The 21,950-nt window shown below is 68.3% G+C and carries 24 protein-coding genes; 11 read left to right on the top strand and 13 right to left on the bottom strand.

Annotation, left to right across the window (positions count from 1 at the left end):
* Window positions 1-12: 12 nt before the first annotated feature.
* The 3 genes from aroA (at window position 13) to ACNTAO_RS11885 (ending at window position 2,356) form a co-directional block, all read left to right on the top strand.
* A complete protein-coding gene (gene aroA, locus ACNTAO_RS11895; RefSeq protein WP_435162243.1) occupies window positions 13-1,350 on the top strand; it encodes a 3-phosphoshikimate 1-carboxyvinyltransferase in 1,338 nt (445 codons plus the stop codon).
* Between the two features lie 106 nt (window positions 1,351-1,456).
* Window positions 1,457-1,675 (top strand): hypothetical protein, encoded by a 219-nt coding sequence (locus tag ACNTAO_RS11890; RefSeq protein WP_435162242.1) that lies wholly within the window; start codon window positions 1,457-1,459, stop codon window positions 1,673-1,675.
* Window positions 1,676-1,822: 147 nt separating this feature from the next.
* Window positions 1,823-2,356, top strand: coding sequence for an Rrf2 family transcriptional regulator (locus tag ACNTAO_RS11885; RefSeq protein WP_435162241.1), 534 nt, complete (start codon window positions 1,823-1,825; stop codon window positions 2,354-2,356).
* A 271-nt stretch (window positions 2,357-2,627) separates the two neighbouring features.
* Here ACNTAO_RS11885 and ACNTAO_RS11880 read toward each other — a convergent pair whose 3' ends face one another.
* From ACNTAO_RS11880 to ACNTAO_RS11855, 6 genes are all read right to left on the bottom strand, one after another.
* Complete coding sequence (locus ACNTAO_RS11880; RefSeq protein ID WP_435162240.1) at window positions 2,628-3,809, bottom strand: NAD(P)/FAD-dependent oxidoreductase; 1,182 nt, start codon at window positions 3,807-3,809, stop codon at window positions 2,628-2,630.
* Between the two features lie 204 nt (window positions 3,810-4,013).
* Entirely contained in the window at window positions 4,014-4,832 is an 819-nt protein-coding gene (locus ACNTAO_RS11875) for a nucleoside phosphorylase (RefSeq protein WP_435162239.1), read from the bottom strand.
* A complete protein-coding gene (cdd, locus tag ACNTAO_RS11870) occupies window positions 4,829-5,236 on the bottom strand; it encodes a cytidine deaminase (protein WP_435162238.1) in 408 nt (135 codons plus the stop codon). Before cdd ends, ACNTAO_RS11875 begins: the two co-directional genes overlap by 4 nt.
* Window positions 5,237-5,375: 139 nt before the next feature.
* Window positions 5,376-5,969, bottom strand: coding sequence for a GNAT family N-acetyltransferase (locus ACNTAO_RS11865; RefSeq protein WP_435162237.1), 594 nt, complete (start codon window positions 5,967-5,969; stop codon window positions 5,376-5,378).
* 75 nt (window positions 5,970-6,044) lie between these two features.
* Window positions 6,045-6,788: an MBL fold metallo-hydrolase gene (locus ACNTAO_RS11860; protein WP_435162236.1), complete on the bottom strand. Its 744-nt coding sequence runs from the start codon at window positions 6,786-6,788 to the stop codon at window positions 6,045-6,047.
* Between the two features lie 62 nt (window positions 6,789-6,850).
* Complete coding sequence (locus tag ACNTAO_RS11855; RefSeq protein ID WP_435162235.1) at window positions 6,851-7,822, bottom strand: hypothetical protein; 972 nt, start codon at window positions 7,820-7,822, stop codon at window positions 6,851-6,853.
* An 82-nt stretch (window positions 7,823-7,904) separates the two neighbouring features.
* Between ACNTAO_RS11855 and ACNTAO_RS11850 the strand changes: the two genes are divergently transcribed.
* Window positions 7,905-9,446, top strand: coding sequence for a glutamate-cysteine ligase family protein (locus tag ACNTAO_RS11850; RefSeq protein ID WP_435162234.1), 1,542 nt, complete (start codon window positions 7,905-7,907; stop codon window positions 9,444-9,446).
* Window positions 9,447-9,469: 23 nt separating this feature from the next.
* On the opposite strand, the gene ACNTAO_RS11845 is transcribed toward ACNTAO_RS11850, so the two are convergent.
* A complete protein-coding gene (locus ACNTAO_RS11845) occupies window positions 9,470-10,678 on the bottom strand; it encodes a 5-(carboxyamino)imidazole ribonucleotide synthase (RefSeq protein ID WP_435162233.1) in 1,209 nt (402 codons plus the stop codon).
* Window positions 10,679-10,845: 167 nt separating this feature from the next.
* Between ACNTAO_RS11845 and ACNTAO_RS11840 the strand changes: the two genes are divergently transcribed.
* The gene (locus tag ACNTAO_RS11840) at window positions 10,846-11,619 is read left to right on the top strand and encodes an SDR family NAD(P)-dependent oxidoreductase (RefSeq protein WP_435162232.1); all 774 of its coding nucleotides are present in this window, start codon (window positions 10,846-10,848) and stop codon (window positions 11,617-11,619) included.
* Here ACNTAO_RS11840 and ACNTAO_RS11835 read toward each other — a convergent pair.
* The 4 genes from ACNTAO_RS11835 to aglJ form a co-directional block, all read right to left on the bottom strand.
* Window positions 11,616-12,377 (bottom strand): profilin-fold protein, encoded by a 762-nt coding sequence (locus ACNTAO_RS11835; RefSeq protein ID WP_435162231.1) that lies wholly within the window; start codon window positions 12,375-12,377, stop codon window positions 11,616-11,618. The two genes, ACNTAO_RS11840 and ACNTAO_RS11835, sit on opposite strands and share 4 nt — an antisense overlap.
* A 69-nt stretch (window positions 12,378-12,446) precedes the next feature.
* Complete coding sequence (locus ACNTAO_RS11830) at window positions 12,447-13,616, bottom strand: FtsZ/tubulin family protein (protein WP_435162230.1); 1,170 nt, start codon at window positions 13,614-13,616, stop codon at window positions 12,447-12,449.
* Window positions 13,617-13,669: 53 nt separating this feature from the next.
* Window positions 13,670-14,779: an AI-2E family transporter gene (locus ACNTAO_RS11825; protein ID WP_435162229.1), complete on the bottom strand. Its 1,110-nt coding sequence runs from the start codon at window positions 14,777-14,779 to the stop codon at window positions 13,670-13,672.
* A gap of 55 nt (window positions 14,780-14,834) precedes the next feature.
* Window positions 14,835-15,905: an S-layer glycoprotein N-glycosyltransferase AglJ gene (aglJ, locus tag ACNTAO_RS11820; protein ID WP_435162228.1), complete on the bottom strand. Its 1,071-nt coding sequence runs from the start codon at window positions 15,903-15,905 to the stop codon at window positions 14,835-14,837.
* A 158-nt stretch (window positions 15,906-16,063) separates the two neighbouring features.
* Here aglJ and ACNTAO_RS11815 point away from each other — a divergent pair, with 158 nt between their 5' ends.
* The 6 genes from ACNTAO_RS11815 (at window position 16,064) to ACNTAO_RS11790 (ending at window position 20,013) form a co-directional block, all read left to right on the top strand.
* Entirely contained in the window at window positions 16,064-16,453 is a 390-nt protein-coding gene (locus ACNTAO_RS11815) for a DUF7522 family protein (RefSeq protein WP_435162227.1), read from the top strand.
* A gap of 156 nt (window positions 16,454-16,609) precedes the next feature.
* Window positions 16,610-17,641, top strand: a complete 1,032-nt coding sequence (locus tag ACNTAO_RS11810) for a PhoU domain-containing protein (RefSeq protein WP_435162226.1) — start codon at window positions 16,610-16,612, stop codon at window positions 17,639-17,641.
* A 69-nt stretch (window positions 17,642-17,710) separates the two neighbouring features.
* Window positions 17,711-17,893 carry a DUF7525 family protein gene (locus tag ACNTAO_RS11805; RefSeq protein ID WP_435162225.1) on the top strand — a complete coding sequence of 61 codons (183 nt, stop codon included), beginning with the start codon at window positions 17,711-17,713 and terminating at the stop codon, window positions 17,891-17,893.
* Between the two features lie 49 nt (window positions 17,894-17,942).
* Window positions 17,943-18,167: a DUF7123 family protein gene (locus tag ACNTAO_RS11800; RefSeq protein ID WP_435162224.1), complete on the top strand. Its 225-nt coding sequence runs from the start codon at window positions 17,943-17,945 to the stop codon at window positions 18,165-18,167.
* An 83-nt stretch (window positions 18,168-18,250) separates the two neighbouring features.
* Window positions 18,251-18,679, top strand: a complete 429-nt coding sequence (locus ACNTAO_RS11795) for an SRPBCC family protein (RefSeq protein WP_435162223.1) — start codon at window positions 18,251-18,253, stop codon at window positions 18,677-18,679.
* A gap of 320 nt (window positions 18,680-18,999) precedes the next feature.
* Entirely contained in the window at window positions 19,000-20,013 is a 1,014-nt protein-coding gene (locus ACNTAO_RS11790; RefSeq protein WP_435162222.1) for a presenilin family intramembrane aspartyl protease PSH, read from the top strand.
* 33 nt (window positions 20,014-20,046) lie between these two features.
* Here the strand turns inward: ACNTAO_RS11790 and ACNTAO_RS11785 are convergent, their stop codons facing one another.
* Window positions 20,047-20,550, bottom strand: a complete 504-nt coding sequence (locus tag ACNTAO_RS11785; protein WP_435162221.1) for a PUA domain-containing protein — start codon at window positions 20,548-20,550, stop codon at window positions 20,047-20,049.
* A gap of 86 nt (window positions 20,551-20,636) precedes the next feature.
* On the bottom strand, window positions 20,637-21,917 hold the full coding sequence (locus tag ACNTAO_RS11780; RefSeq protein ID WP_435162220.1) for an MFS transporter: 1,281 nt from the start codon (window positions 21,915-21,917) through the stop codon (window positions 20,637-20,639).
* Window positions 21,918-21,950 lie beyond the last annotated feature (33 nt).

Genomic DNA, 21,950 nt, shown 5'->3' with positions numbered 1-21,950 from the left:
AGCAAGCCGTGTATGGACGTACGCGTTTCCCCGTCGATGGTATCCGGTACGGCTCGTGCACCGCCGTCGAAGAGCTACACCCACCGCGCGCTCTTGGCCGCCGGGTACAGCGATCGGGCCACCGTCGGCTCGCCGCTCGTCTCTGCGGACACACGCGCGACGGCTCGGGCGGTGACCGCCTTCGGCGGGACGGTCAGTCCATCGCTCGACGCGACCGAAGCAGACCACGCGTCGATCGACGTCGATGGGTTCGACAGTCGCCCGACCGTCCCAGACGACGTCGTCGACTGTGCCAACTCGGGGACGACGATGCGTCTCGTGACCGGGGCGGCCGCGCTCGCCGACGGCGACACGGTACTCACCGGCGACGCCTCGCTGCGCGCTCGACCGCAGGGGCCACTCCTCGATGCGCTCTCTGCGTTGGGTGCACGCGCGGAATCGACGCGCTCGAACGGGCAGGCGCCGTTGGTCGTCGGCGGACCGCTCACCGGTGGCGACGTCGCACTTCCGGGCGACGTCTCCTCGCAGTACGTCACCGCGTTGTTGATGGCCGGTGCCGTCACAGACGACGGCGTCGAGGTCTCACTGACGACGGCGCTCAAGTCGGCGCCGTACGTCGACATCACCCTCGAGCTGCTCGAGGCGTTCGGCGTGACGGCGACGCCGGTCGGAAGCGAGACCGCGGCGGGCGCGGACGGGTTCACCGTACCGGGAGGGCAGTCGTACCGACCGACGGACGGCCGGTACGACGTCCCCGGTGACTTCTCGTCGATCTCGTACCTGATCGCCGCGGGTGCGGTCGCCGCGGATCCCAACGGCGCCGTGCGGATCGAGGGGGCTCGTCCCAGTGCACAGGGCGACGCCGCCATCGTCGACGTCGCAGCGCGGATGGGCGCGCACGTCGACTGGGATCGCGACGAGGGCGTGATCACCGTCGAGCGGTCGACACTGGAGGGTGTCGAGGTCGACGTCGGCGACACGCCTGACCTGCTTCCGACGATCGCCGCACTCGGTGCGGTCGCCGACGGCGACACACGAATCGTCAACTGCGAACACGTGCGATACAAAGAGACCGACCGCGTATCGGCGATGGCCGAAGAGCTGACGCGGCTCGGTGCCGAGACGACAGAGGAGCCAGACGCCCTCACGATTCACGGCTCCGAGAGCACCCTCGAGGGGGCCACGGTCGATGGACGCGGCGACCACCGGATCGTGATGTCGTTGGCGGTCGCCGGGTTAGCTGCGACAGCGCCGACGACGATCCGAGGCGGTGAGCACGTAACCGTCTCGTTCCCGACATTCTTCGAGACGATCGGGGCGTTGGGTGCAGCCGTCGAACCCGACGTCTGAGGATCAGAGCAGGTCGAACCCGACGTCTGAGGATCAGAGCAGGTCGAACCCGACGTCAGCGAGTCGCATCGGCGGGGCTTTGTTCGGTCCGGCCTCATCGACCCCCATGTCCAGTGCTGATAGTCCGGCGGTCGATCCGGACGACGTCGAACCGGCCGGGGCAGCCATCGCCGTCGCGTTCACCGGCGCACTGATCGCAACGGCGGGGGTCGTCCTCTCGGTCGTCATCGGCCGCGCGGGGTTCGTGTTCGCCGCGGTGGGCGTCACCGTCGTCCTCGCGAGTCCGGCAGCACACTGGTACGTCGCACGCGAGTACGGTCGGTGAGAGGCGTCGCACAGTCCACGAGAGCCACGGCCGTCGTCCCAGCACCGTGGGAAGCCGGACACAGCAGCCGCCTCGCCGCCGCGTCTGACAACCAGTTTATAAGATACGTCCATCGCATTTATTGCAGGCCGCCATGTAAGTCGGACAATGTCATCTATCGAGCTCACGTCCAGTCAGAAAAGCATCCTCTCGGCGCTGATCAACCTCTACGGCGAAGAAGAAGACGCGGTCAAAGGCGAGGCGATAGCCGACGAGGTCGACCGAAACCCCGGGACGATTCGCAACCAGATGCAGAGCCTGAAAGCGCTCCAGCTGGTAGAGGGCGTCCCCGGCCCGAAGGGAGGGTACAAGCCGACGTCGAACGCGTACGAAGCCCTCGACATCCAGCGCATGGACGAGCCCGCTCGCGTCCCGATCCAGCACGAAGGCGAAGAAGTCGACGGTGTCAACGTCGACGGTATCGACCTCTCGAGCGTCCACCACCCCGAGCTGTGTCGCGCCGAAATCCACGTCCAAGGCTCCGTCCGTGACTTTCACGAGGGAGACTCGGTGACCGTCGGGCCGACGCCGCTCTCGAAACTGCTCATCGAGGGCACCGTCGACGGCAAAGACGACACCGCGAACGTGTTGATCCTCCGAATCGACGACATGCACGCGCCGGCGGGCGAGCCAGCCCACTAACGCTGTTCGAGGGAATCACCCCAGCCGAATTCACTCGACTGCGTCTACCTGGCCACGTTCACCTGACCGTGTCTACCTAGTCAGCTCCGGGTTGCCCGGATCGATCGACAGCAATCGGCCGAAAACACGTCTCTTCATCCGGGCACACCGCCCGACTCTCCAAACTAATCCACACTCCCTGCTTCGATTCTATCGGCTAAAACACAGCTTTCGCGGTGAATTGACGGGTCACAGGATCGACGGGTCACAGAATCGACGAGTGGCGGTCGGCCTACATGTCGCCGAAGGCCCCGATGGCCCGGCCCGTCGAGGAGACCTTCGCGATCCAGCGCGAGGCGATGGCCTTCTTCAGCAGCTTCGCGGGCGTTCCACCGAACGTGTCGATCGGCATCCCGACGACGTCGTGTGCGACCGCCTCCTCGCCTACCGAGATGACGGTCCCCTTGTCGTCGTGCGTCCACGTTCGCAGCGGTGCCCCGCGAGCCGCACGCGCGAGGTTCTCACCGGCGACCTCGGCGGCCTGCCATGCGGCCTGCGCCGTCGGGGGCGCGACGTCTTCGTCACCCTGATCGACGAGCGCAGTGTCGCCGATGGCGAAGACGCGGTCGTCACTCGTCGTGAAGTCGGCACCGGCGAACACGCGGTTCGAGCGCTCGTCTTTCTCGAGCGGCGCGCCCTCGAGCTCCTCTTGACCCGTAACGCCACCGGTCCAGACGAGGACGTCGTACGGGAGCTCCGCCGGCTCCTCGTCGTCACCGCCGCCGAGGTAGACGTCCTCCTCGTCGGCCTTCGAGATGAAGTCGCCGGTTCGAATCTCGACGTCGGCCTCCTCGAGTCGCTGGCGGAGGGCGCCCTGGATCGCCGGGTCGTTCCCGGGGAAGATCTCGTCGAGTCCCTCGACGAGCACGATGTTGATCGGGGCACGGTGGATGTCGCGATACTCGGCGACCTCGCCCGCGGTCTGGATTCCGGACAGCCCAGCCCCGCCGACGACGACCGTCGCCGGATCGCTCCGAGTGGCCTCGGCGGCTGCGTCGCGGACGTCTTCGTGGATCGCCTGCGCGTCGGCGAGGCTCTTGAGCTGGTGTGCGTGCGTCCGGAGCCCGTCGATCCCGAAGAAGGCCGTCGTCGAGCCCACCGCGAGGAGGAGGTAGTCGTACGGAACCGTCTCTCCGTCTGCGGTCTCGACGGCGCGCTCGTCGGTGTCGACGTTCACGACCCGCCCCTCGACGAACGTCGACCGGTCGGACATGATCTCGTCGACCGGGATCGTGAGCTTCGATTCGACCGCGGGATTGCGTATCACGCGGTGGACCTCGTGTAAGACGAGGTGATAGTCGTGTTCGGAGACCCAGGTGAGCTCGGCTTCGCCCGCGCCAACCTCGTCTTCGAACGCTTTGACGGCCCCGGCACCGGCGTATCCGGAGCCGACGACAACGACCTGTGTAGTCATATCGTGTCGTCCGCAGCGCGCGGGTAAAGACGCTTTGAAAGGCGCTCACAGGATCGGCGGGTTCAGCGCCGTCTTCGACGCGGACTCGTCGTGTCGACGGCCGCGCAAAACGGGGGCCCAGACGGCCGCGCAAAACGGGGGCCCAGACGGCCGCGCAAAGCGGGGGTCCAGACGGCCGCGCAAAGCGGGGGTCCAGACGGCCGCTCAAAGCGACAGCCCAGCGTGCCAACGGTCCGCCCCAGCCTCGCGTTTGACCTCGTCCATCCGGGCGAGCAGCGTCACGGCGAGACTCGCGGTCTCGGCCGCACGCGACTCACCCTCGGTCCGGAACTCGCCGGCGGTACGGTTGGCGTAGACAGAACACACCGCACCCGCACGGAGGCCGTACACGCTCGCTATCGTCAAGATCGCCGACGCCTCCATCTCGATGTTCTTCACGTTCGCGTCCTGTAGTGTCGCGACCAACTCGTCCGATCCGGCTGCCTCGAATCCGTCGAACCCGGGCCGCCCTTGCCCGGCGTAAAACGAGTCAGCGCTCATCGTGACGCCAGTGTGGTAGTCGTACCCGAGCCGTTCGGCGGCGGCGACGAGCGCCGAGACGACTTCGCCGTCGGCCGTAGCCGGATAGTCGGCTCGCACGTACTCCTCGCTCGTCCCCTCCTGTCTGACTGCGCCAGTCGTGATGACGAGGTCCCCGACGTCCATCGCCGGCTGGATCGCACCACACGATCCGACGCGAACGAACGTGTCGACCCCGACCCGAGCGAGTTCCTCGACGGCGATGGCAGCCGATGGCGACCCAATACCCGTCGACGTCACCGAGATCGGGACGTCGTCGTAGTGGCCGGTCGCGGTGCGATACTCCCGGTGGTGTGCGACCGACTCATGGTCGTCCCACAGCGCCGTGATGGTGTCGACGCGCCCGGGGTCGCCAGGTAACAACACCGCATCGGCGACGTCGTCCGGGCCGACCTCGAGGTGGTACTGAACCGCGTCGTTCGGATCCTCGCTGTCGCCGGTCATCGGTCGTCGGCCGCCTCCGTGAGCGTCGATTCGGATATCGACGCCGGTAGCAGGTCGCCGAGCGTGTACGTCGTGACCGCGCCGTCACCGTCGTCACAGACGACGACGAGGTCCTCCGTGGCGAACTCCGCGAGCGTCTGGCGACACATTCCACACGGGGTGACGCCGTCGCGGACCCCAGAGCTGACCGCGATCCGATCGAAGCCGCGGTGTCCGTCTGCGACCGCCTGTGCTACCGCAACCTCCTCGGCGTGGAGGGTGTTCGAGTAGTTGGCGTTCTCGACGTTACAGCCGGTGTAGACGGTACCGTCCGCGGTCCGGAGCGCGGCACCGACGCGATACTCGGAGTACGGGACGTACGCGTCCACGAGCGCGTCGCGAGCGGCCTCGACCAGCGAATCCATGCTCGTGTATCGTCGGGGCGAAAAATAAGTGGTGAGGTCGGACGACGGTCCGATGCGATCGACCGTCTGCTGCGGCACCACGCTCACCGCTCGGCACTCACCACTCACCGCTCGGCACTCACCACTCACCGCTCGGCACTCACCGCCCCGTATCGTACTTGTACGTCGCCGTCTCGGGGTCGATCCCGAAGTCCTCGGGCGACTCCTCTGGCTCGGCCGCTTCGGTGCCGTCGCTGCCGGGCTCGGCGTCTCTGAACGCGTCTCGCAGTCGCCGCGGCATCTCGAACGCGTCGGTCGCGAGTCGGAGCGTCACGACGTCCCCGTCGAGGGTGTCACGTTTAACCGACCGCCGGTCCTCGATGGCGGCCGGCAGGTCGGGCTCCGTCGGGACCCGCTCGAAGCCGAACTGTTCGAGGTATCCCGGTTGGTCGGTGAGCACGTAGACGACGTCGAACCCGTCGGCTGCGGCCGTGTCGACGAGCCGCTCTACCACGTGCGCGCCGACGCCGCGTCCGCGCCACTCGGGCACCACGCCGATACCGGTGAGTTCGATCGCCTCCTCCCCGTCGGCTCTGTGGACGAGTAGTCGTCCGAATCCGGCTCGCTCCCCGGAGTCCTCGTCGACCGCGATCACGTAGTCCCGCGATCGAAAGGCGACGTCGTCGAGTCCGACGCGGTCGATGGCGTCCAGCAACCACGCCTCGTCACGGTTCTTGGCGTCGCGGACGTACATACCCGATTCTACGCGACCCAGGATAAAAACGGTTCGCCGAACGGACGCGCGTTCGTCGCCGGGACTGGTAGCCGATCACGGCGACGGCTCGTCGAGCGCGACCGGTATCGACCGACTCGCCACGTCCGCGGCGAACGCCTCGCCGTCTGCGGCCAGGCGTTCGACCGTCTCCGCTTCGGCCGGCTCGTAGTGGATCGGGACCACGATCCCCGGCGTCATGCGGCCGGCGAGCGCCGCCGCAGCCCGTCGGTCGGCGACGAGTCCACCGCCGCCGATGTTCGCGAGGAAGACGTCGACCTCGAGTTCGGCGTACGCCTCGAGCGCGTCGCCGTCGCCCGGCCAGAAGACGGTGTGGTCACCGAACGAGAGCAGGAATCCACAGCCAGACCCCGGCGGGTGCGGCACCGACCCGTCGGCGTCGGCACACGGCCCTTCCGGGTCGTTGTGGGCCGCCACCGTCCAGACCGTGACCGGTCCGTCGGGCGTCTCGACGTCGACCCGTGCTGCGTCGTCGACGCGGACCACGTCGTAGTCGGCCGCGAGCGAGTCGACTCCGTCCACCGGTCGGTCGATGCCGGCCGGATCGACCGCCGCCGAGACCAGGATCGTCGCGTCGGGAGCCGCGACCGACCGGACGCCCGCTGGGTCGTAGTGGTGGTCGTGGGTGACGACCACGAGGTCTCCGTCGCGGGCCCAGTAGTCGTCGAGAACGCCGTACCGTCCCGGATCGGTGTACACGACCGGTCCGTCGTCGGTCTCGACCCGTGCGGTCGCGTAGCCGAGCCACTCGATCGAGACCGCGCCGTACTGAACGGTCATGTACGTCGATCCGAGCGGTCGCTATTTGAGGGTACGCATCGCTCCGCACGGCGCGGCCGCCCTCACCGGGCCTCCTCGACGACGTGGAGGTCCCACGCCTGCTCGACGTCGACCCGGACGTCGAGGACGTGTTCGGGGACGAGTGGCATCGGAACCGGAACGAACCCCGCCTCGCGCATCGGACCGAACCCGCTCACGGACTCGACGACACGTCCGTCGGTACCGCGTCTGACGCGGAACCGCTTGTCCGTCGGGTCGCGCCGGTAGAAGTACGGAAACGCATCGGCGGGTGGGGTTCGTAGGCTCTCGACGCCGGCGAGCACGACGACGACGCGCCCACGGACTTCACACACGAGACGCGGCACGACGGGCCTCCCGTTCGTGTCGACTGCAGCCGAGTCGACCCCCGAGACGGCGGGAACCGGTCCGATCGGCGTGTCTGTCTCGCGCCAACGAACGGGCGGATCGTCGGTCGACCGCGACACCCCCGTAGCGTTCGGTGACCGGCCACCGGCGGTCGACGGTGCCGGCGGCAGTGCCGGCGTCGAGTCGTGCTGCTCGTCGACGTCGTCGGCCCCGGTCGGGCGCACGCGAACGCGCAGGCCGTCGCCGTCCGGCAGGTCGTCGACGCGAAAACACGCGTACCCGCCGGCCGCGTTCGGGAGCCGGCTCGTATCGACTGGGATTCTGTCGGGACCGCCGTGGAAGGTCCGACGACCGTCGTCGACGGCTTCGAGGAGCGGGGGATCGGTGAGAACCGCTCGCACCAGCGCCGCGACCCTGTCGTCGGCGACGACGAACAACGCCTGTCGGCCGCGATCGATCGCGTGACCGAGCCGGGAGACGACCGTCGTCGGGGTCGCGTCGGCCGCGGTGAGTGGCTCGACGCTCACGGTTACGTCGGCCCGCTCGGCGAGTGCCGGCGGCTCGGCGCGGGTGTCCGGTCGCGTCACGTCGAACCCACGACTCGTGAGGTGGCTGGCCGCTTCCTCCGCCAGCCGCTGTCGGGCCGCGTCACCGAGCGGGTCGGGCATAGGCTCACCTAGGCAGCCGAGCGGGAAGCGCGTTTCGCGTCGGTCGGGGAGTTTTTGACAGCGCGGACCGACGACCCAGTTCATGAACACCGAGTCGTCTCTTGCCGACGGCGTCGACGCGGCACTGGCCGTCGATACGGACGAGTTCACAGCACGCGCCGAGGAGGAGGCGGCGACGGTCAAGGACGCGCTTCACGGCGGCGTGTTCGACAACCACCAGTCGATCGTCGGGTTCGAGTACGAGTTCTACGCGGTCGCCGACGGCCGCTGGAGCGAGGAGTCCCGTGCCGGCGACTACGCACTGATGCGGGTGCCCCGGCGGCTGTTGGAGCTGATGGGGTTCGAAAAGGAGCTCGGGCTCCACAACGCCGAGATGTGCACCAGCCCACAGCCGCTCTCCGATCACGGGCTCCGCGCGCAGCTCGCCGAGGTCCGTGCCCGGCTCGAGGCGGCCGAGAACTGTGCCGGCGTCGAGGGGATGCGGTTGGTCTCTGACGGCGTCTGGACGATCCCGCCCGCCGGCGAGTCTGCGGCCGAGTACCTCACCGACAGCGCGGACGTCGAGGGGGTGACCGTCGCCGCGAACATGAGCGACGCGGTGCGCTACCACGCCATGGCGAACGCCGGCCACGACGACCCGATCGTCCTCGAGGCCCCGGGCGTCACCCTCGCGGCCGACACGGTGATGCCCGAGAGTCTGATCACGTCCATCCAGCCCCACTACCAGGTCGCACAGGCCGACACGCTCCCGGTTCACTTTCGCTATGCGCTCCGGATCGCCGGGCCGCTGCTGGCGCTGGGGGTGAACTCGCCGTTCTTCCCGCCGTCGTTGTACGACGACGACTGGGACGGCGAGCGCGTGCTCGCCGAGGGGGCAGCGGAGAACCGGATCCACGTCTTCGAGTCCGTGCTCAACGGACAGACTGACGCGAGCAAGGTCCGCTTCCCGAGAGACGTCTACGAGGTCGAGACCGCCGTCGACCGCATCGCCCGCGACGAGACGCTGATCCCGATGCCCGAACCGGACGGCTCGGACCGGTTCGACGACGCGTTTGCCACCTTCCGGACGAAACACGGCAGCTACTGGCGGTGGGTCAGGCCGGTGTTCGAGGGAGCGACGCGCTCGAGTGCGAACGCGCGCATCGAGTTCCGACCCGTGCCCGCTCAGCCGACGGTGCGCGACGCGATCGCCTTTCAGGCCGCCTTCGCCGGGCTAATGAGTGCGCTCCCACGCCGTGAACACCCCGTGCTCGACCTCGAGTGGGAGACCGCCCGCGACAACTTCTACGCGGCGGTCGCCGACGGCGTCGACGCCGAGCTGACGTGGATCGACCGTGCGGGCACGCGCACGACCGACACCGACGTCCTGTACGAAGACCTGCTCGACCACGCAACGGCCGGTCTCGAGGCGGCCGGCTGCACCGCCACGGAGGCGTCGTCCTGGCTCGCACCGCTGCGACACCGCGCCGAGACCCACACTACCCCCGCAGCGTGGAAGCAGGCGCGGGTTCGCTCGGCGCTCGAGGACGGCGACGCGTTCGAGACGGCCGTCCACGACGCACAACGTGCTTACGTGCGACACCAGGCGGAGACGCTGATCGACGGCGGGTTCGCCGACTGGTGAGGGTCGACCGGGGTCCGTCGACGCTACTCCGACTTGAACGTGAGGCCGTTACTTAGCGTCTGCGCCCGCGAGAGGACGGCGTCGCCGGCGTCGGCCGGTGCCGTCGATCCGTCCGCGGTGGGTGCCGTCGATCCGTCCGCGGTGACGGTCAGGTGTCCCATCTTTCGCAGCGGCCTGACGGTCGCCTTCCCGTACCAGTGGAGGGATGCCGACGGCTCCTCGAGGACGTCGTCGACGCCGTGGAGTGCCGTTCCGTCGTCGAGACGCCGAGACGCCGTGACGTCGCCGAGCACGTTGGCGGTGGCCGCGGGTGCGACGAGGCCAGTCGGGCCGAGCGGCCAGCCCAGCACGGCCCGGACGTGGTTCTCGAACTGTGAGGTCGCCGCGCCCTCGATCGTCCAGTGGCCCGAGTTGTGCGGGCGCGGAGCGATCTCGTTGACGAGTATCTCCCCCGCAGGCGTCTCGAACAGCTCGATCCCGTACACGCCGCGGCCGTCGAGAAACGCGAGCACGTCCTCGGCGACCGATTGGGCCCGCTGTAGCCGCTCGTCGGTCGTTCGCGCCGGGGTCACGCTCTCGCGGAGGATCTCCTCGCGGTGGATCGTCTCGGTCGCGGGGTACGTGCGCGTCTCCCCGTTCGCGCCCTTCAGTCCCATCACGGCGATCTCGCGCTCGAAGTCGACGAGGCGCTCTGCCATCGCGTCGCCGCCGACCGCCTCGAGCGCCGCGGCCACCTCCGAGGGCTCCTCGACCGGGACGTTGCCGCGGCCGTCGTACCCGCCTCGCCGCGCCTTGAGCATCACGCCGTCGAACGTCTCGACGAGTCGTTCCAGCCCGTCGGCGGTCGCAACGGCGGCGAACTCGGGGACCGGAATCCCCGCGTCGGCGAGGGCTTCGGTCTGGACGAGTTTGTCCTGGATCGTCTCTAGCGTCGCTGGCGTCGGGTGAACCGGCACGTCGTGGGTATCACCCGCAGCAGCGAGTGCGGTGGGGTCAGCGAGCTCTATCTCGTACGTGAGCGCGTCGACGCGGCTCGCGAGGGCGTCGATGGCGTCCTCGTCGTCGAAGTCGGCGACGACCTGGTCGCGGGCGACCGTCGAGGCCGGACACGACGGCGTCGGGTCGAGGACGACCACGTCGACACCAAGCGGTGCCGCCGCCTCCGCGAGCATCCGTCCAAGCTGGCCGCCGCCGATGACGCCGAGGGTCGGGCCGGGCAGAGTGATCGACATCTATCGACCGCTACACCACATCGACGCATAAGGATTGCTGAGTAGTCGGATCGATATCCACAGCGGTGGATCGTCTAGCCGAATATCACGTGGCAGCACGTCGATGACGACGCGTAGCGGCTGGCCCGATGGCAACCCTTAGGCGTCAGACGCGTCGAACACCCGCCATGGGAACGATCGATGCTGACTTTTCCGGAGAGACGGTCGTCGTCACGGGCGCGGCGAGCGGAATCGGTCGCGCCGTCGCGCGCGCCTTCGGTGACGCGGGCGCGACCGTGGTCGTCGCCGACGTTCGAGAGACGCCAAAAGACCTCGAGGAGACGGTTCCGACGCACGAGCTCGTTGAAGACCGCGGCGGGACCGCCACCTACGTCGAGACGGACGTCACCGATCCGACGCAGATCGAGTCGGTGATCGAGGCGGCCCGAACGTTCGGTGGCGTCGACGTGATGGTGAACAACGCGGGCGTCCACCGGAGTCGGTCGTTCCTCGAGGTCACGCCCGACGACCTCACAGCCGTTCAGGCGGTGAACCTCCGCGGGACGTTCTTCGGCACGCAGCTCGCGGCCCGCGACATGATCGACCGGGGCGTCGAGGGCACCGTCGTCAACACGTCGTCGACGACCGCAGAGCGGCCTGAGCCGAACCACGCCCACTACGCGGCGACGAAGGGCGGTGTACAGATGCTCACGCGGAGTGCAGCCATCGAGCTCGACGCACACGGGATCCGGGTCAACGCGGTCGCGCCCGGACCGATCGCGACTGAGATTCGCGAGGGGTGGTCGGCCGAGGCGAGAGCCGACGTCGCCGACGCAGAGGGGCTCCCGTCGCGAGCCGGTCGACCGTCGGACCTCCCCGGCGCGTATCTGTACCTCGCCTCGGCACAGGCCGACTACGTCACCGGCGAGACGGTGTGGGTGGACGGCGGGGCGAGCTGTTAGTCGGCGACGTCGTCGTCGACCGCTATCGTCTCGAGGTCGCTTTCGAGCTCCGCGACGAAGTCGTTGTACGCGTCGACGAACCCGCCGAAGCTGCCGGCGTACTCGCGCACGTCGGGCGCGCCGGGGGCCTCGTACTGCGAGAGGAGGTAGACGCCGTTCGAGCCGCCGATCCGGAGGTACGAGACCGCTCCCTCGTCCCACTTGAGTTCCCAGCGGTCGCCGTCCACGCGCGCCGTGAACGTTCCGTAATCGTCGCCTTCGTACCGATAGATCTCGCCGGCGATGACGGCGCAGCTCTCGCGTATCGCGCCGAGCACTCGGTCGCGCTCGGCGACGAGGTCGTCGGTGACGGCCGGGTCGGGGAACGCCGTCGACACGTCGTCGAGCACGCCAGAGAGCGAGTCGACGTGATCGTTCCACGCCGCTACCATCGCGGGGTACGCCGCGAGTGCGGTCGCGAGTCCCGCCGGCTCCGGTGGGTGCTTCGTCGAGACGACGTACGTGTCCGAACCGTTCCGGGGTGAAAACAACAGGAAGTCGAGGTCGCCGGCCTCGTGTTTGACCGTCCACTCGCCGTCGTCGGTCGCGAGCTCGACCCGGCCGTAGTCGCTTCCCTGCAGTCGTGCGAGCTGGTGGGCTATCCTACCGGCGTGTGACCGGACGGCCGAGACCAGCTCGTCTCGTCGGGCGGTGACGGTCTCGACGTCGGCGATATCAGCGTCGATGGTGACCGGTTGGTCGTCGTCGGCTGCGGGCATACACAAGCAGGGGTCGGCGAGCGATTAAGCCCCGCGGTCGAGGGTCGTCGGTACCCGCACGTCGTCGGCTCAGGGCAGCGACTCGCGGATCGCTCGAACGCGGTCTGGTTCGTCGATGCCGGACCGCACGACGAGTGCGAACACCTCTTCGCTGCCGGGAACCGGCGCGTCACCGCTCAGTATCGCGCCGGACCCGGTCTCGTCGGCGAGCCACCGGCGACCGTCGGCTATCGCTTCGCGGTTGAGCCAGGCGGGCGGCCCGCCGACGATCAACAGCGTGCGGTCGGCGCGACCGTCCGCGACGGCTATCGTGTTCTTCCCACGCGTCGCCTTCCGGATCACGGTTTCGATGGCGGAGATGGCCGTGCTCGCGTCGACGGCCGCCGACTCGTCGGAGCCGAACAGTCCGAGGCCGAACCGCGAGGACGTCGACTCGGGCGCGTCGACCCGCTGTGTCGCGTAGCCGAGCGCGGCGATCTCACCCGTCTCGCCGACTGCCCGGGCGACGTCGCTCGCGTCGAGCACCTGCTGTGGGGTGACGGCGTCGCCGTCGGTCTCTCCCGCGCCGAACAGCGCCGACACGTGGGCTGTGATCACCTCGTTGATGCGTTCGCGAGCGTCGGTCAGCGTCTCGCCACGTCGGAGCCAGGCGTCGGTGTCGAACGGGAACACCGCAGCCGTTCGGTCGGAAAGCGCCGAGAGCGTCCGCGCCGCGTTCTTCTCGCTCAGCGGGCGCGTCGGTTCGGCTGTGGCCGCCGGCGGGGCCGTCCCGCTCGTCCGTTCGGCCGGGTCTCGTGTCGACGGGGCGGCGGCGTCTCCACGATCCGGCGTCGTCGGGAGGACGCCGACCGCGTACACCGGTGTGTCGTAGAGTCGCCCGAGTTCGGCCGCGAGCGCCGGCGCCGCCCCGCCACCGGCCCCACCGCCGAGGCCGACGACGAGGACGAACGCCTCGGCGAGCGACGGACGCTGGTCGTCCATCGCACGGCACAGCTCGTCGGCGTGGGCGTCCCCGATCTCGCGACCGGCGTGGAGGTCGCCCGCGAGCCCCTCGCCGCTCGCGACGTCGCCGAACCGGTGACGGCGATCCTCGCCGACCGCCGAGAGTGACGCCAGGGCGGTGCGGTCGGTGTCGAACGCGGAGACCCCGTGGAGGAACCGCTCGTGGTCGCGGTCGGCGGCGAGCCGGTCGACGATCCGGCCGCCTGCGCCGCCGAGACCGATGACGTGCGCGCGCATACGTATTTTGATGCTCGACGAGCACGGATTTATGCGCTTCGTCGCCGCATCGGTCACCGGAACTCGTCGAGTCGTCGCTGGTCCGTGGCGAGTGGTCGGGACGGCTCGTCTGGATCGACGCCGAGCAGCCGCGGGAGTGCCGTGTCTCCGAACGTCAAGACGAGGACGAGCACGATAGGCGCGAGGAATAGTCCGTGGAAGCCGAAGACGACCGGGCCGAAGATGTACGCCAGCATCAACAGGCCGACGTGGGTCGTCTCGCCGCTGAAGTACGGTCGCAACACCACGTCGGGGACGGTATCGACGACGACGACGGCGACCGCGAGCAAGACGGCGACGTACGCCAGCAGCCCGGTGTCAGAGCCGAGCAGTGCCGGCACGGCGGTCACGCCCGCGAGTGGGAGGTAGACGATCTTCATTCCGACGACGGGGATTAGACTCGCGATGCCGGTGAGCGCCCCCGAGAGGGTCGGATACGGCACGGAGACCGCCGGCGGCGCGACGACGTTGTACGCGGTGTACGTCACGATGGCGATGATCGAGATGGCGATGACGTTGAGCAGGTTCCCGTACAACACCGCCTCGAGCTCTGCGTCGGCCGCCTCGAGGTACTCACGAACGATCGCGTCGTCGTCGAATCGGAGCAGCCACGCGTGAAGCGTCGAGCCGTCGAGGAGCAGGTAGTAGGTGACGACGACGGTGATCAGCACGTTGAGGAGGAACCCCGATGCGGTGTTCGTCAACAGCGCGGCGTTGTCGACGACGAGCCCGACGAGCGGGTCGAACTGTCCGGACCGATACGCGTCGATAGCGCCACGAACGGAGAGGTCAGAGAGCCGTTGGAGTCGACCGATCCACGGCTCCCCGCCGCCGACCGACTCGGCTATGGGGTACCGTTCGATGAACCGGCGCGCTTCGACGAGCAATAAAACGATCGTGGAGCTCAACAGAAACAAGAGGGGGACGGCGATCACGGAGAGGGCGGTCGCCGCCCGGAGCCGGGCGGGAAGCCGAAAGCGACCGAGGGCGTGGTAGAACCGCCGCGTCGAGTAGTAGAGAAACACGGCGACGGTCAAGGCGGCGACGAAGCGGTGGGCGATGTAGCCGGCGATGAGTGCGACTACGACGCCGAAGAGGGCGACGACGAGGCGTTTTTCGTCCATACGATGTGGCGTCTCTGTGGCCACGTACAAACTACTGACGGTCCGAGCGGGGGGCTCACCGCTCCGGCGGCTCCGAGACGGACGCGTCTGGAGCACCGTCGGCGACGCCGGGAGTCCCACCGTCGTGTTCGTCGACCCCGGCGACGCTGGCGGCGGGCGCGTCGTCGTGTGGTACCCGATCGCCGTGCGTCGGGTTCGACGTCCTCGCCCGAGCGACCGCGCGGGTCCGGCGGTCTTCGGCCTCGCGGTGTAGCGAGAGGATCATGTCGGCGAGGACGCCGAAGACGAGCAGCTGGATCCCCAAGATGATCGCACCGGTACCGGCGACGGCGACGATCTCGTGGCCCACGTCGAACCGGATCCACCGGTAGAGCACGAAGCCAGCCATGACCGCACCGAGGGCCGTCGAGACCGCACCGACGCTGCCGAAGTAGAACAACGGGTTGTTCGTCTTCGCCTTGCGGTAGAGTTCGAGGAATATCACCCCGCCGTCACGAACGGGATGCAGGTTCGTCGAGGAGCCGTCGGGCCGCGGTCGGTACGTGACGGGTACCACGGTCACCGGCACCCGTTGTTTGACGCACTCGACGGCGAGCTCGGTCTCGATGCCGAACCCGTCGGCCGACAGCGGGAGGCGACGGAAGGACTCGCGGGTGAACGCGCGGTACCCGGAGAGGATGTCACCGTACGCGTCGCCGTGGATGAGCCGAAACGCGCCGTTGATGAGCCGGTTGCCGACGCGGTTCAGCCGGGTCATCGCCCCCGGGCGCATGTCGGCGAACCGGTCGCCGACGACGTGTTCGGCTTCGCCCGCGCGGAGCGGTTCGACCATCGCGTCGGCGTCTGCCGGATCGTAGGTCGCGTCGGCGTCGGCCATCAACACGTACGGGGCTTGGACGTGCTCGTGGACGGCCTCCCGGACGGCCTGGCCCTTGCCGGTCCCCGACTGGACGACGACGCGCGCGCCGGCTGCCCGCGCCGCCTCACGGGTTCCGTCAGTGGAGTCGCCGTCGACGACGAGCACGTTCTCGAACCCCACGTCGCGAAACGCCCCGACGACGCTCCCGACCGTCTCTGCCTCTTCGAAGGCCGGCAACAGCACACAGACGTCGTCGTTGCCGCTCATACATCGGGGCAACTCGGCCGAGTCGCTAAACTCTGTCCCTCGGCTCCGGCATCGCGGTCGCGTCGGTGCGAGCCGTCTGACCGTCACACACCACACTCCAGCGCAAGTCCATGTGTCACACCCCCACGCTCATGTACGATCCCGACACACGTGACGACATGTCACACCTATCGACGACAGACGGTGACGAGTTGGTCCGCGCCGCGCGAACCGCGACCGGCGACGAACTTCGGAGTGTCACGTACTTTACCGAGGACGCGGTCGAACAGCTGTACCTGCGCGAGGAACTCGACCGCACCGCCGACCTCGTGGGGTTCGCAGAGAGCGAGCGGCACGGATTCCACGCCCAGTCGCTGTATCGAGACACCCAACTCGGCGCGTACCAGTTCACCGTCCGAGTGTTCGCAAACGGCTACCTCACACGGGTCATCACGAACGGACACGGCGTGTGGGTGACGACCGACTCGATGGAGGTCGACCGGTTCGAAGAGCTCGCCGCCGCGCTCCGCGCGCTCTTGGATGGGTTCGAGCCTGCGACGAGCGGCTGAGGCACACGAACGGACCAGGGTGTCGCCCCGTCGTGATCGCCGTGTGCACAGCAACCGGCGCGCTCGGCAGCACGCCGTTGTACACCTTGTACATCGCGCGTCGAATATAATGAGCATGGGAACAAGGTTAAGGAGTATCCTGTCGTATCGGGGGCCATGGAGACGCGGAAAGTCCAGCGGCTGGGCCCGTCGACGTTGGCGATGACGCTGCCCGCCGAGTGGGCACAGGACCACGGCGTGGAGAAGGGCGACGAGGTGTCGCTGCGGATGGGCGGGAAGGGGACGCTCACGGTGTTACCGGAGTCGGTGAGCAACGAGGAGTCGGAGGCGATACTCAGCGCGGACGGCCTCGACGCCCAGGCACTCGAGCGCGCGGTCGTCGCCCAGTACGTGCTCGGTCGGCGGGTCATTCACGTCGAGAGCGAGGGGACGCTCGACAGCGAGCACATCAACGCGGTGTACAAAGCCGAGACCCAGCTCATGGGACTCGGCGTGATAGAGGAGACCCCCGAGGACATCTCGATTCGCTGTTCGGTCGACCCCGAGGACTTCACCCTCGACAACCTGCTCGAACGGCTCGAGAACACGGGATCGACGATGCGTGGCGAGGCGGTCAAAGCTCTCGCACACGGAAACGCTGACCTCGCCCAGCGGTCGCTCAACCGCGAACGACAGGCGAACAAGATATTCGTGTTGTTGTTGCGGCTCATCTTCACCGCCTACCAGAACCCCAATCTCGCGCGGGCCGTCGGATTAGAAGAGGGGTTCCCGCTCATCGGCTACCGTTCCGTCGCGAAGAACCTCGAGCTCACCGCCGACAACGCCGAGGACATCGCAGACATCGTGATGGAGGCAGACGGCCACACGCTCGACGTCGACAGCGCCACGATGCGACAGATACGGGAGTTCACCGATCAGGTGGACGAGCTCACCGCGCTCGCGGTTCGGGCGGTCGTCGAGCGCGACTACGACCTCACCGTCGAGTGTCGCGACCGCTTCGCCAGGCTCGAAGACCGCGAGCAGGAGATCCTCGACGAGCTCCCGACCGACCTCGACAACACCGTGTTGTTGTTGACCCGAGAGGTACTCGTCAGCCTCCAACACACCGCCGAGTACGCCATGCGAAACGCCGAGATCGCCGCAAATCTCGCGCTCAACGAGGCCTCAGAGCACGTCCACATCGTGTGAGACGGCCGGGTGGCGCGCGGTCGTCCGCCGGTCCGTATGAACTAAGTAGCGGCCCGCGAAGCCTCTCGTATGTCCGAGGCAACTCTCTCGTCCGACAAGGGGCTCGGCGTGACCCTCGCGCTGTCGGCCGTGGCGCTCGTGGGCGCTGCCGTGATGTTCGGGTACCCGACGCAACTCGGGAAGGCGTGGGGGTTCGGCGCCGCCTTCGTCTGTGCGCTGCTCGCCGTCGTCGCGGTACAGGTCTTCGAGTGACGGGTGATACGAGAAACCGTTAAGCCCGTCAACCGCCTTTGATCGCTCGATGAGCGAGTATACCGAGGAAGAACGACGGATCCTCGCGTACCTCACCGACAGCGTCACTCGTGGCGAGCGGTACCTCCGCTCGAAGACGATTGCCGACGCCATCGGCCTCACCGCAAAACAGGTCGGCTCCCGTCTGCCGCACTTAGCCGAGAAGGCCGACGACGTCGAGATCGAAAAGTGGGGTCGGGCCCGCTCGACGACGTGGCGCGTGAGCCGATCGTGATGACGCCCGCGTCGTGACCGCCGCCCCTCGCCCCGCGATGCCGACTCCCCGGCATTTAATTGTCGGTAGAACGACGACGTAATATGACCGTCAGGGTCTCCCGGACGTTCGAGTTCGACGCCCCGCCAGCGGCCGTGTGGGCGTTCATCTCCGACGCCGAAAAGCGCGCGGGAGCGATAAGCGTCGTGGACACCTTCGAGGTCCACGAGGACGGAACGGCGACGTGGCACGTCGCCCTGCCGATTCCGATGATCCGATCGACGATCACGGTCGAGACCGAGGAAGTCGACCGCCGTCCGCCGAACCGGGTGAAGTTCGTCGGCAAATCGCGTGCGTTCCGCGTCACCGGTGAACACGAGATACAGGAGACGGCGACCGGCTGTCGGTTGGCGAATGAGTTCGTCGTCGAAGGGGCACTGCCGGGCGTCGAGTCGTTCTTCCAGCGCAACTTCGACGCGGAACTCGACAACCTCGAGACCGCACTCCGCCGGTCGTTGTCGACCGACGGCTGAGGTCGAGCCGCTGGGCGCCGGCGGTCCCGTGGGTTTATACCTGAGAGTGACGTACCTATCGGTGCCGAGGTTCGACGCTTTTCTCGTCGAGGTTCGGCGAATCCGACCCGCGCCCGTCCCGCCTCGGGTGACCGGCATCGACACAGTTTGGGGGTCCGCTGGTCACGGCCGGTCACCCGCTCGCCTCCCGCCTTCGGCCGCCGACGTGACGTACAGCCGACGAACCTCCATCGACGTCTCGATCACTCACGCGCCGAACAGCCGCACTGCCCGGGCGGAAGCGCAAGGAGGATACCGGCGTGTGTCGAACGGTCGTGTACATGCTTTCCCGCGAGTACCGCGGCGTCGTCTTCGCTGTCGGGCTGTTTCTCGCCGTGCAGGCGGGGGCACTCGCGTTGGTCCCCGCGTTCACCGCGAGTGGCTATCAACCGGTCGAAAACCCTCAGGACCCGGCGAACAGCCTGCTGTACCTGGTCGCGATACTCGCGATGAGCGGCGTGATGCTGGCCGCGTTCCGGTACGAGTTCGACTGGGCAGTTCGACTGCTCATCGTCGGCGTCTCCGCGTGGCTCTCGTGGTACGTGTTCGCGGCAGTGGTGCCGCCGCTCGTCGCCGCGGTCCCTGCGGTCGCCGTCGCCGTCGGCCTGCTCGCTCACCCCGAGTGGTACGTCGTCGACACCGCCGGGGTACTGATGGGAGCCGGCGCAGCGGGGTTGTTCGGCATCTCGTTCGGGCTCCTCCCTGCGCTCGTCTTGTTGGCCGCACTCGCGGTGTACGACGCGGTCTCGGTGTACGGAACCGAACACATGCTCTCGCTCGCCGAGGGCGTGATGGCCCTGAACATCCCCGTCGTCCTCGTGATCCCGCTCTCGCTCTCGTACTCGCTGCTCGATGAGTCGCCTGACGACGAGACGAAGAGCGCAGACGCCGAACGCGGCGCAGCGTCCGACGAGGCCGACGAGCCGTCGGCCGTCGAGCGCGAGGCGGGAGACGACGCCGACTCGGCTGCAGACGAACCGACGGAAGGCGACCGCGACGCCTTCTTCATCGGCCTCGGCGACGCGGTCATCCCGGCGGTGCTCGTCGCGAGCGCGGCGACGTTCTCGCCGGCTGCGCCGCTGTCGGTGCCCTATCTCGGCGTGAACCTCCCCGCGCTGCTCGCGGCGACCGGAACCATCGGCGGGCTCCTCCTGTTGTTACGCTGGGTGATGCGTGGGCGACCGCACGCCGGACTCCCGCTGCTCAACGGCGGGGCGATCGGCGGCTACCTGCTCGGCTCCGTGCTCGCCGGGGTGCCGCTCGTCGAGGCCGTCGGGCTGGTCGGCGTGCTGTGACGCATCACCGACGCGACCGACCTCGACGCGGTGTCACGCGGCGTCGAACCCGTGGCGCACCTTCACCGCCGCCCCACTGGCGAACGCGAGCGCCTCGGCACCAGAGAGCTCGGCGCGGCCGACCGCGAGCGGCCGGTCGCACTCGTCGACGACGACCACCTCGTCGCCGGGGCGGATGGCGCGGTCCGCGTCGACGACGAACTTGGCGAAGGCGTTTCGACCGTCTCTGACGTACGGCTCGCTCTCTTCGCCGACGACGACACGGGACGACGGAGGCGAGAGCGCGGCCTGCATGCGCCTCGCTCCGGTCTGGCCGAGGGTGAACCGGCCGTCGGTGCCGTAGGTAGCGATCCGGTCTCCGACCGGGCTCCCTGGCGTCTCGTCGACGTCACCGGCGAGGACCTGGCGCGGTCGGCCCCCGCTCGAGTACCGGACGGTGATCGGTTCGTCGGGCGGGAAGAGCGCGTCGCCCACACCGGCTCCGAACTGGTAGTCGGCGCTCACGCGGAGGGCGGTGAGGGTTTCGTCGTCGGTCATACGCGCGGTACACCGACGACGGTAAAGTCGCTTCCGACGGTAACCGTCGCGACCAGCAGGTCAGCCCGAGATACCGCGGCCACCGCTCAGGCCGCGGCTCTCGACCGGGCCACCGCGCGGCGTGCGTGGACCGCGAAGAGCGTCGTCGAGAAGGCGATGAAGCCCGCCGCGAGCAGAAAGCCGGTCTCCGTGCTCGTCACGTCCATCGTCGCGCCGACGAGGACGGGACCGACGACCTGCCCTACCTTCCAGGAGATCGACCGGAGCGACATCGCGCTGGCGACCGCCTCGTGGCGCTCACCCTCGTCGACGAACAACGACATACTCGCCGGCAGTCGGACGGAGTCGGCGACGCCGAGCAGCGAGTAGGCCACGAACAGCGCGAAGAACGCCCCGCCGAGGGTCTGGGTGTCGCCGAGGTACGAGACGGTGACGGGGGCGATCCGTCCGTCGGCCACCGCCGCGAGCGGAATCGCCGCCGTTCCGACTCCGTAGAGTGCGGCACCGAGTCCGACGAACCCGTGACGCCACCCGTACCGGTCGGTCAGGTCCCCGACGAACCCCTGTGTGACCGCCTTCGTCGCCTTGCCGCCGGCCATGATCCACCCGATGGCGAACGCCGAGATGTCGAACGTCGTGCGGGCGTATATCGGGAGGAAGATGATGACGGCCATCTTCCCGACGCTGAAGCTGAATCGAAAGACGACGAGCGACCGCAGCATCGGCAGCGCGACGAGCGACCGAAACGTCTCGAGACCGCCGGCGTCGTCCGGATCGGTTCGCCCGCCGGGATTGTCGCGCAGAAAGCGGTAGACGAGCGCGAACGACCCGAGCGTGATAACCGAGAGCACCGCGTACGTCTCGGTGAAGCCGTAGGCGTACAGCAGGTACCCGCCGAGCAGGTCTCCGGTGAGCGAGGAGACGGACGCGAACTGGTTGTACGAGCCGAGCCACAGCCCCTGGCTGTCGTCGGGGCTCACCTCGCCGATGATCGTCACGCCGGTGATCCAGAGGACGCTCGCACCGAGCCCTTGGAGCATTCGGACGAGGATCACGTGCGTCGGCGAGTCGACGAGCGCGAACCCGACGAAGACGGCGACGTTGATCAGGAACCCGGCGAGCAGGTATCGCTTCGCGTTGCCCGTGTCGACCGCCCGGCCGAGCGGCAGGACGACGACGAGTTGGACCACCGCGAAGGCGGTCCCGAACAGTCCCTCGACGGTGCCCGTGGTGCCGAACAGGTCGGCGTACAGCGCGAGCGCGATGAGCACCGTCGAGTACGCCTGACTGCGCGCGAACGCCGTCCCCGCGAGCGAGGCGAACTCCGCGTTTCCCAACAATCGAATCGAGTTTCCGAACCGGGCCACGACCAGTGTCTGGCTCTCGGGAGGCGCTCGTGG

This window comes from Halorubrum zhoui (assembly GCF_051194155.1).
Lineage (GTDB): Archaea > Halobacteriota > Halobacteria > Halobacteriales > Haloferacaceae > Halorubrum.
This window is presented reverse-complemented; position numbering and strand designations above follow the sequence as displayed.

Excerpts from the sequence above, each read along its gene's own strand:
- aroA (WP_435162243.1), top strand. The coding sequence starts at position 13 with ATGGACGTACGCGTTTCCCCGTCGATGGTATCCGGTACGGCTCGTGCA.
- ACNTAO_RS11890 (WP_435162242.1), top strand. The coding sequence starts at position 1,457 with ATGTCCAGTGCTGATAGTCCGGCGGTCGATCCGGACGACGTCGAACCG.
- ACNTAO_RS11885 (WP_435162241.1), top strand. The coding sequence starts at position 1,823 with ATGTCATCTATCGAGCTCACGTCCAGTCAGAAAAGCATCCTCTCGGCG.
- ACNTAO_RS11880 (WP_435162240.1), bottom strand. The coding sequence starts at position 3,809 with ATGACTACACAGGTCGTTGTCGTCGGCTCCGGATACGCCGGTGCCGGG.
- ACNTAO_RS11875 (WP_435162239.1), bottom strand. The coding sequence starts at position 4,832 with ATGACCGGCGACAGCGAGGATCCGAACGACGCGGTTCAGTACCACCTC.
- cdd (WP_435162238.1), bottom strand. The coding sequence starts at position 5,236 with ATGGATTCGCTGGTCGAGGCCGCTCGCGACGCGCTCGTGGACGCGTAC.
- ACNTAO_RS11865 (WP_435162237.1), bottom strand. The coding sequence starts at position 5,969 with ATGTACGTCCGCGACGCCAAGAACCGTGACGAGGCGTGGTTGCTGGAC.
- ACNTAO_RS11860 (WP_435162236.1), bottom strand. The coding sequence starts at position 6,788 with ATGACCGTTCAGTACGGCGCGGTCTCGATCGAGTGGCTCGGCTACGCG.
- ACNTAO_RS11855 (WP_435162235.1), bottom strand. The coding sequence starts at position 7,822 with ATGCCCGACCCGCTCGGTGACGCGGCCCGACAGCGGCTGGCGGAGGAA.
- ACNTAO_RS11850 (WP_435162234.1), top strand. The coding sequence starts at position 7,905 with ATGAACACCGAGTCGTCTCTTGCCGACGGCGTCGACGCGGCACTGGCC.
- ACNTAO_RS11845 (WP_435162233.1), bottom strand. The coding sequence starts at position 10,678 with ATGTCGATCACTCTGCCCGGCCCGACCCTCGGCGTCATCGGCGGCGGC.
- ACNTAO_RS11840 (WP_435162232.1), top strand. The coding sequence starts at position 10,846 with ATGGGAACGATCGATGCTGACTTTTCCGGAGAGACGGTCGTCGTCACG.
- ACNTAO_RS11835 (WP_435162231.1), bottom strand. The coding sequence starts at position 12,377 with ATGCCCGCAGCCGACGACGACCAACCGGTCACCATCGACGCTGATATC.
- ACNTAO_RS11830 (WP_435162230.1), bottom strand. The coding sequence starts at position 13,616 with ATGCGCGCGCACGTCATCGGTCTCGGCGGCGCAGGCGGCCGGATCGTC.
- ACNTAO_RS11825 (WP_435162229.1), bottom strand. The coding sequence starts at position 14,779 with ATGGACGAAAAACGCCTCGTCGTCGCCCTCTTCGGCGTCGTAGTCGCA.
- aglJ (WP_435162228.1), bottom strand. The coding sequence starts at position 15,905 with ATGAGCGGCAACGACGACGTCTGTGTGCTGTTGCCGGCCTTCGAAGAG.
- ACNTAO_RS11815 (WP_435162227.1), top strand. The coding sequence starts at position 16,064 with ATGTCACACCTATCGACGACAGACGGTGACGAGTTGGTCCGCGCCGCG.
- ACNTAO_RS11810 (WP_435162226.1), top strand. The coding sequence starts at position 16,610 with ATGGAGACGCGGAAAGTCCAGCGGCTGGGCCCGTCGACGTTGGCGATG.
- ACNTAO_RS11805 (WP_435162225.1), top strand. The coding sequence starts at position 17,711 with ATGTCCGAGGCAACTCTCTCGTCCGACAAGGGGCTCGGCGTGACCCTC.
- ACNTAO_RS11800 (WP_435162224.1), top strand. The coding sequence starts at position 17,943 with ATGAGCGAGTATACCGAGGAAGAACGACGGATCCTCGCGTACCTCACC.
- ACNTAO_RS11795 (WP_435162223.1), top strand. The coding sequence starts at position 18,251 with ATGACCGTCAGGGTCTCCCGGACGTTCGAGTTCGACGCCCCGCCAGCG.
- ACNTAO_RS11790 (WP_435162222.1), top strand. The coding sequence starts at position 19,000 with ATGCTTTCCCGCGAGTACCGCGGCGTCGTCTTCGCTGTCGGGCTGTTT.
- ACNTAO_RS11785 (WP_435162221.1), bottom strand. The coding sequence starts at position 20,550 with ATGACCGACGACGAAACCCTCACCGCCCTCCGCGTGAGCGCCGACTAC.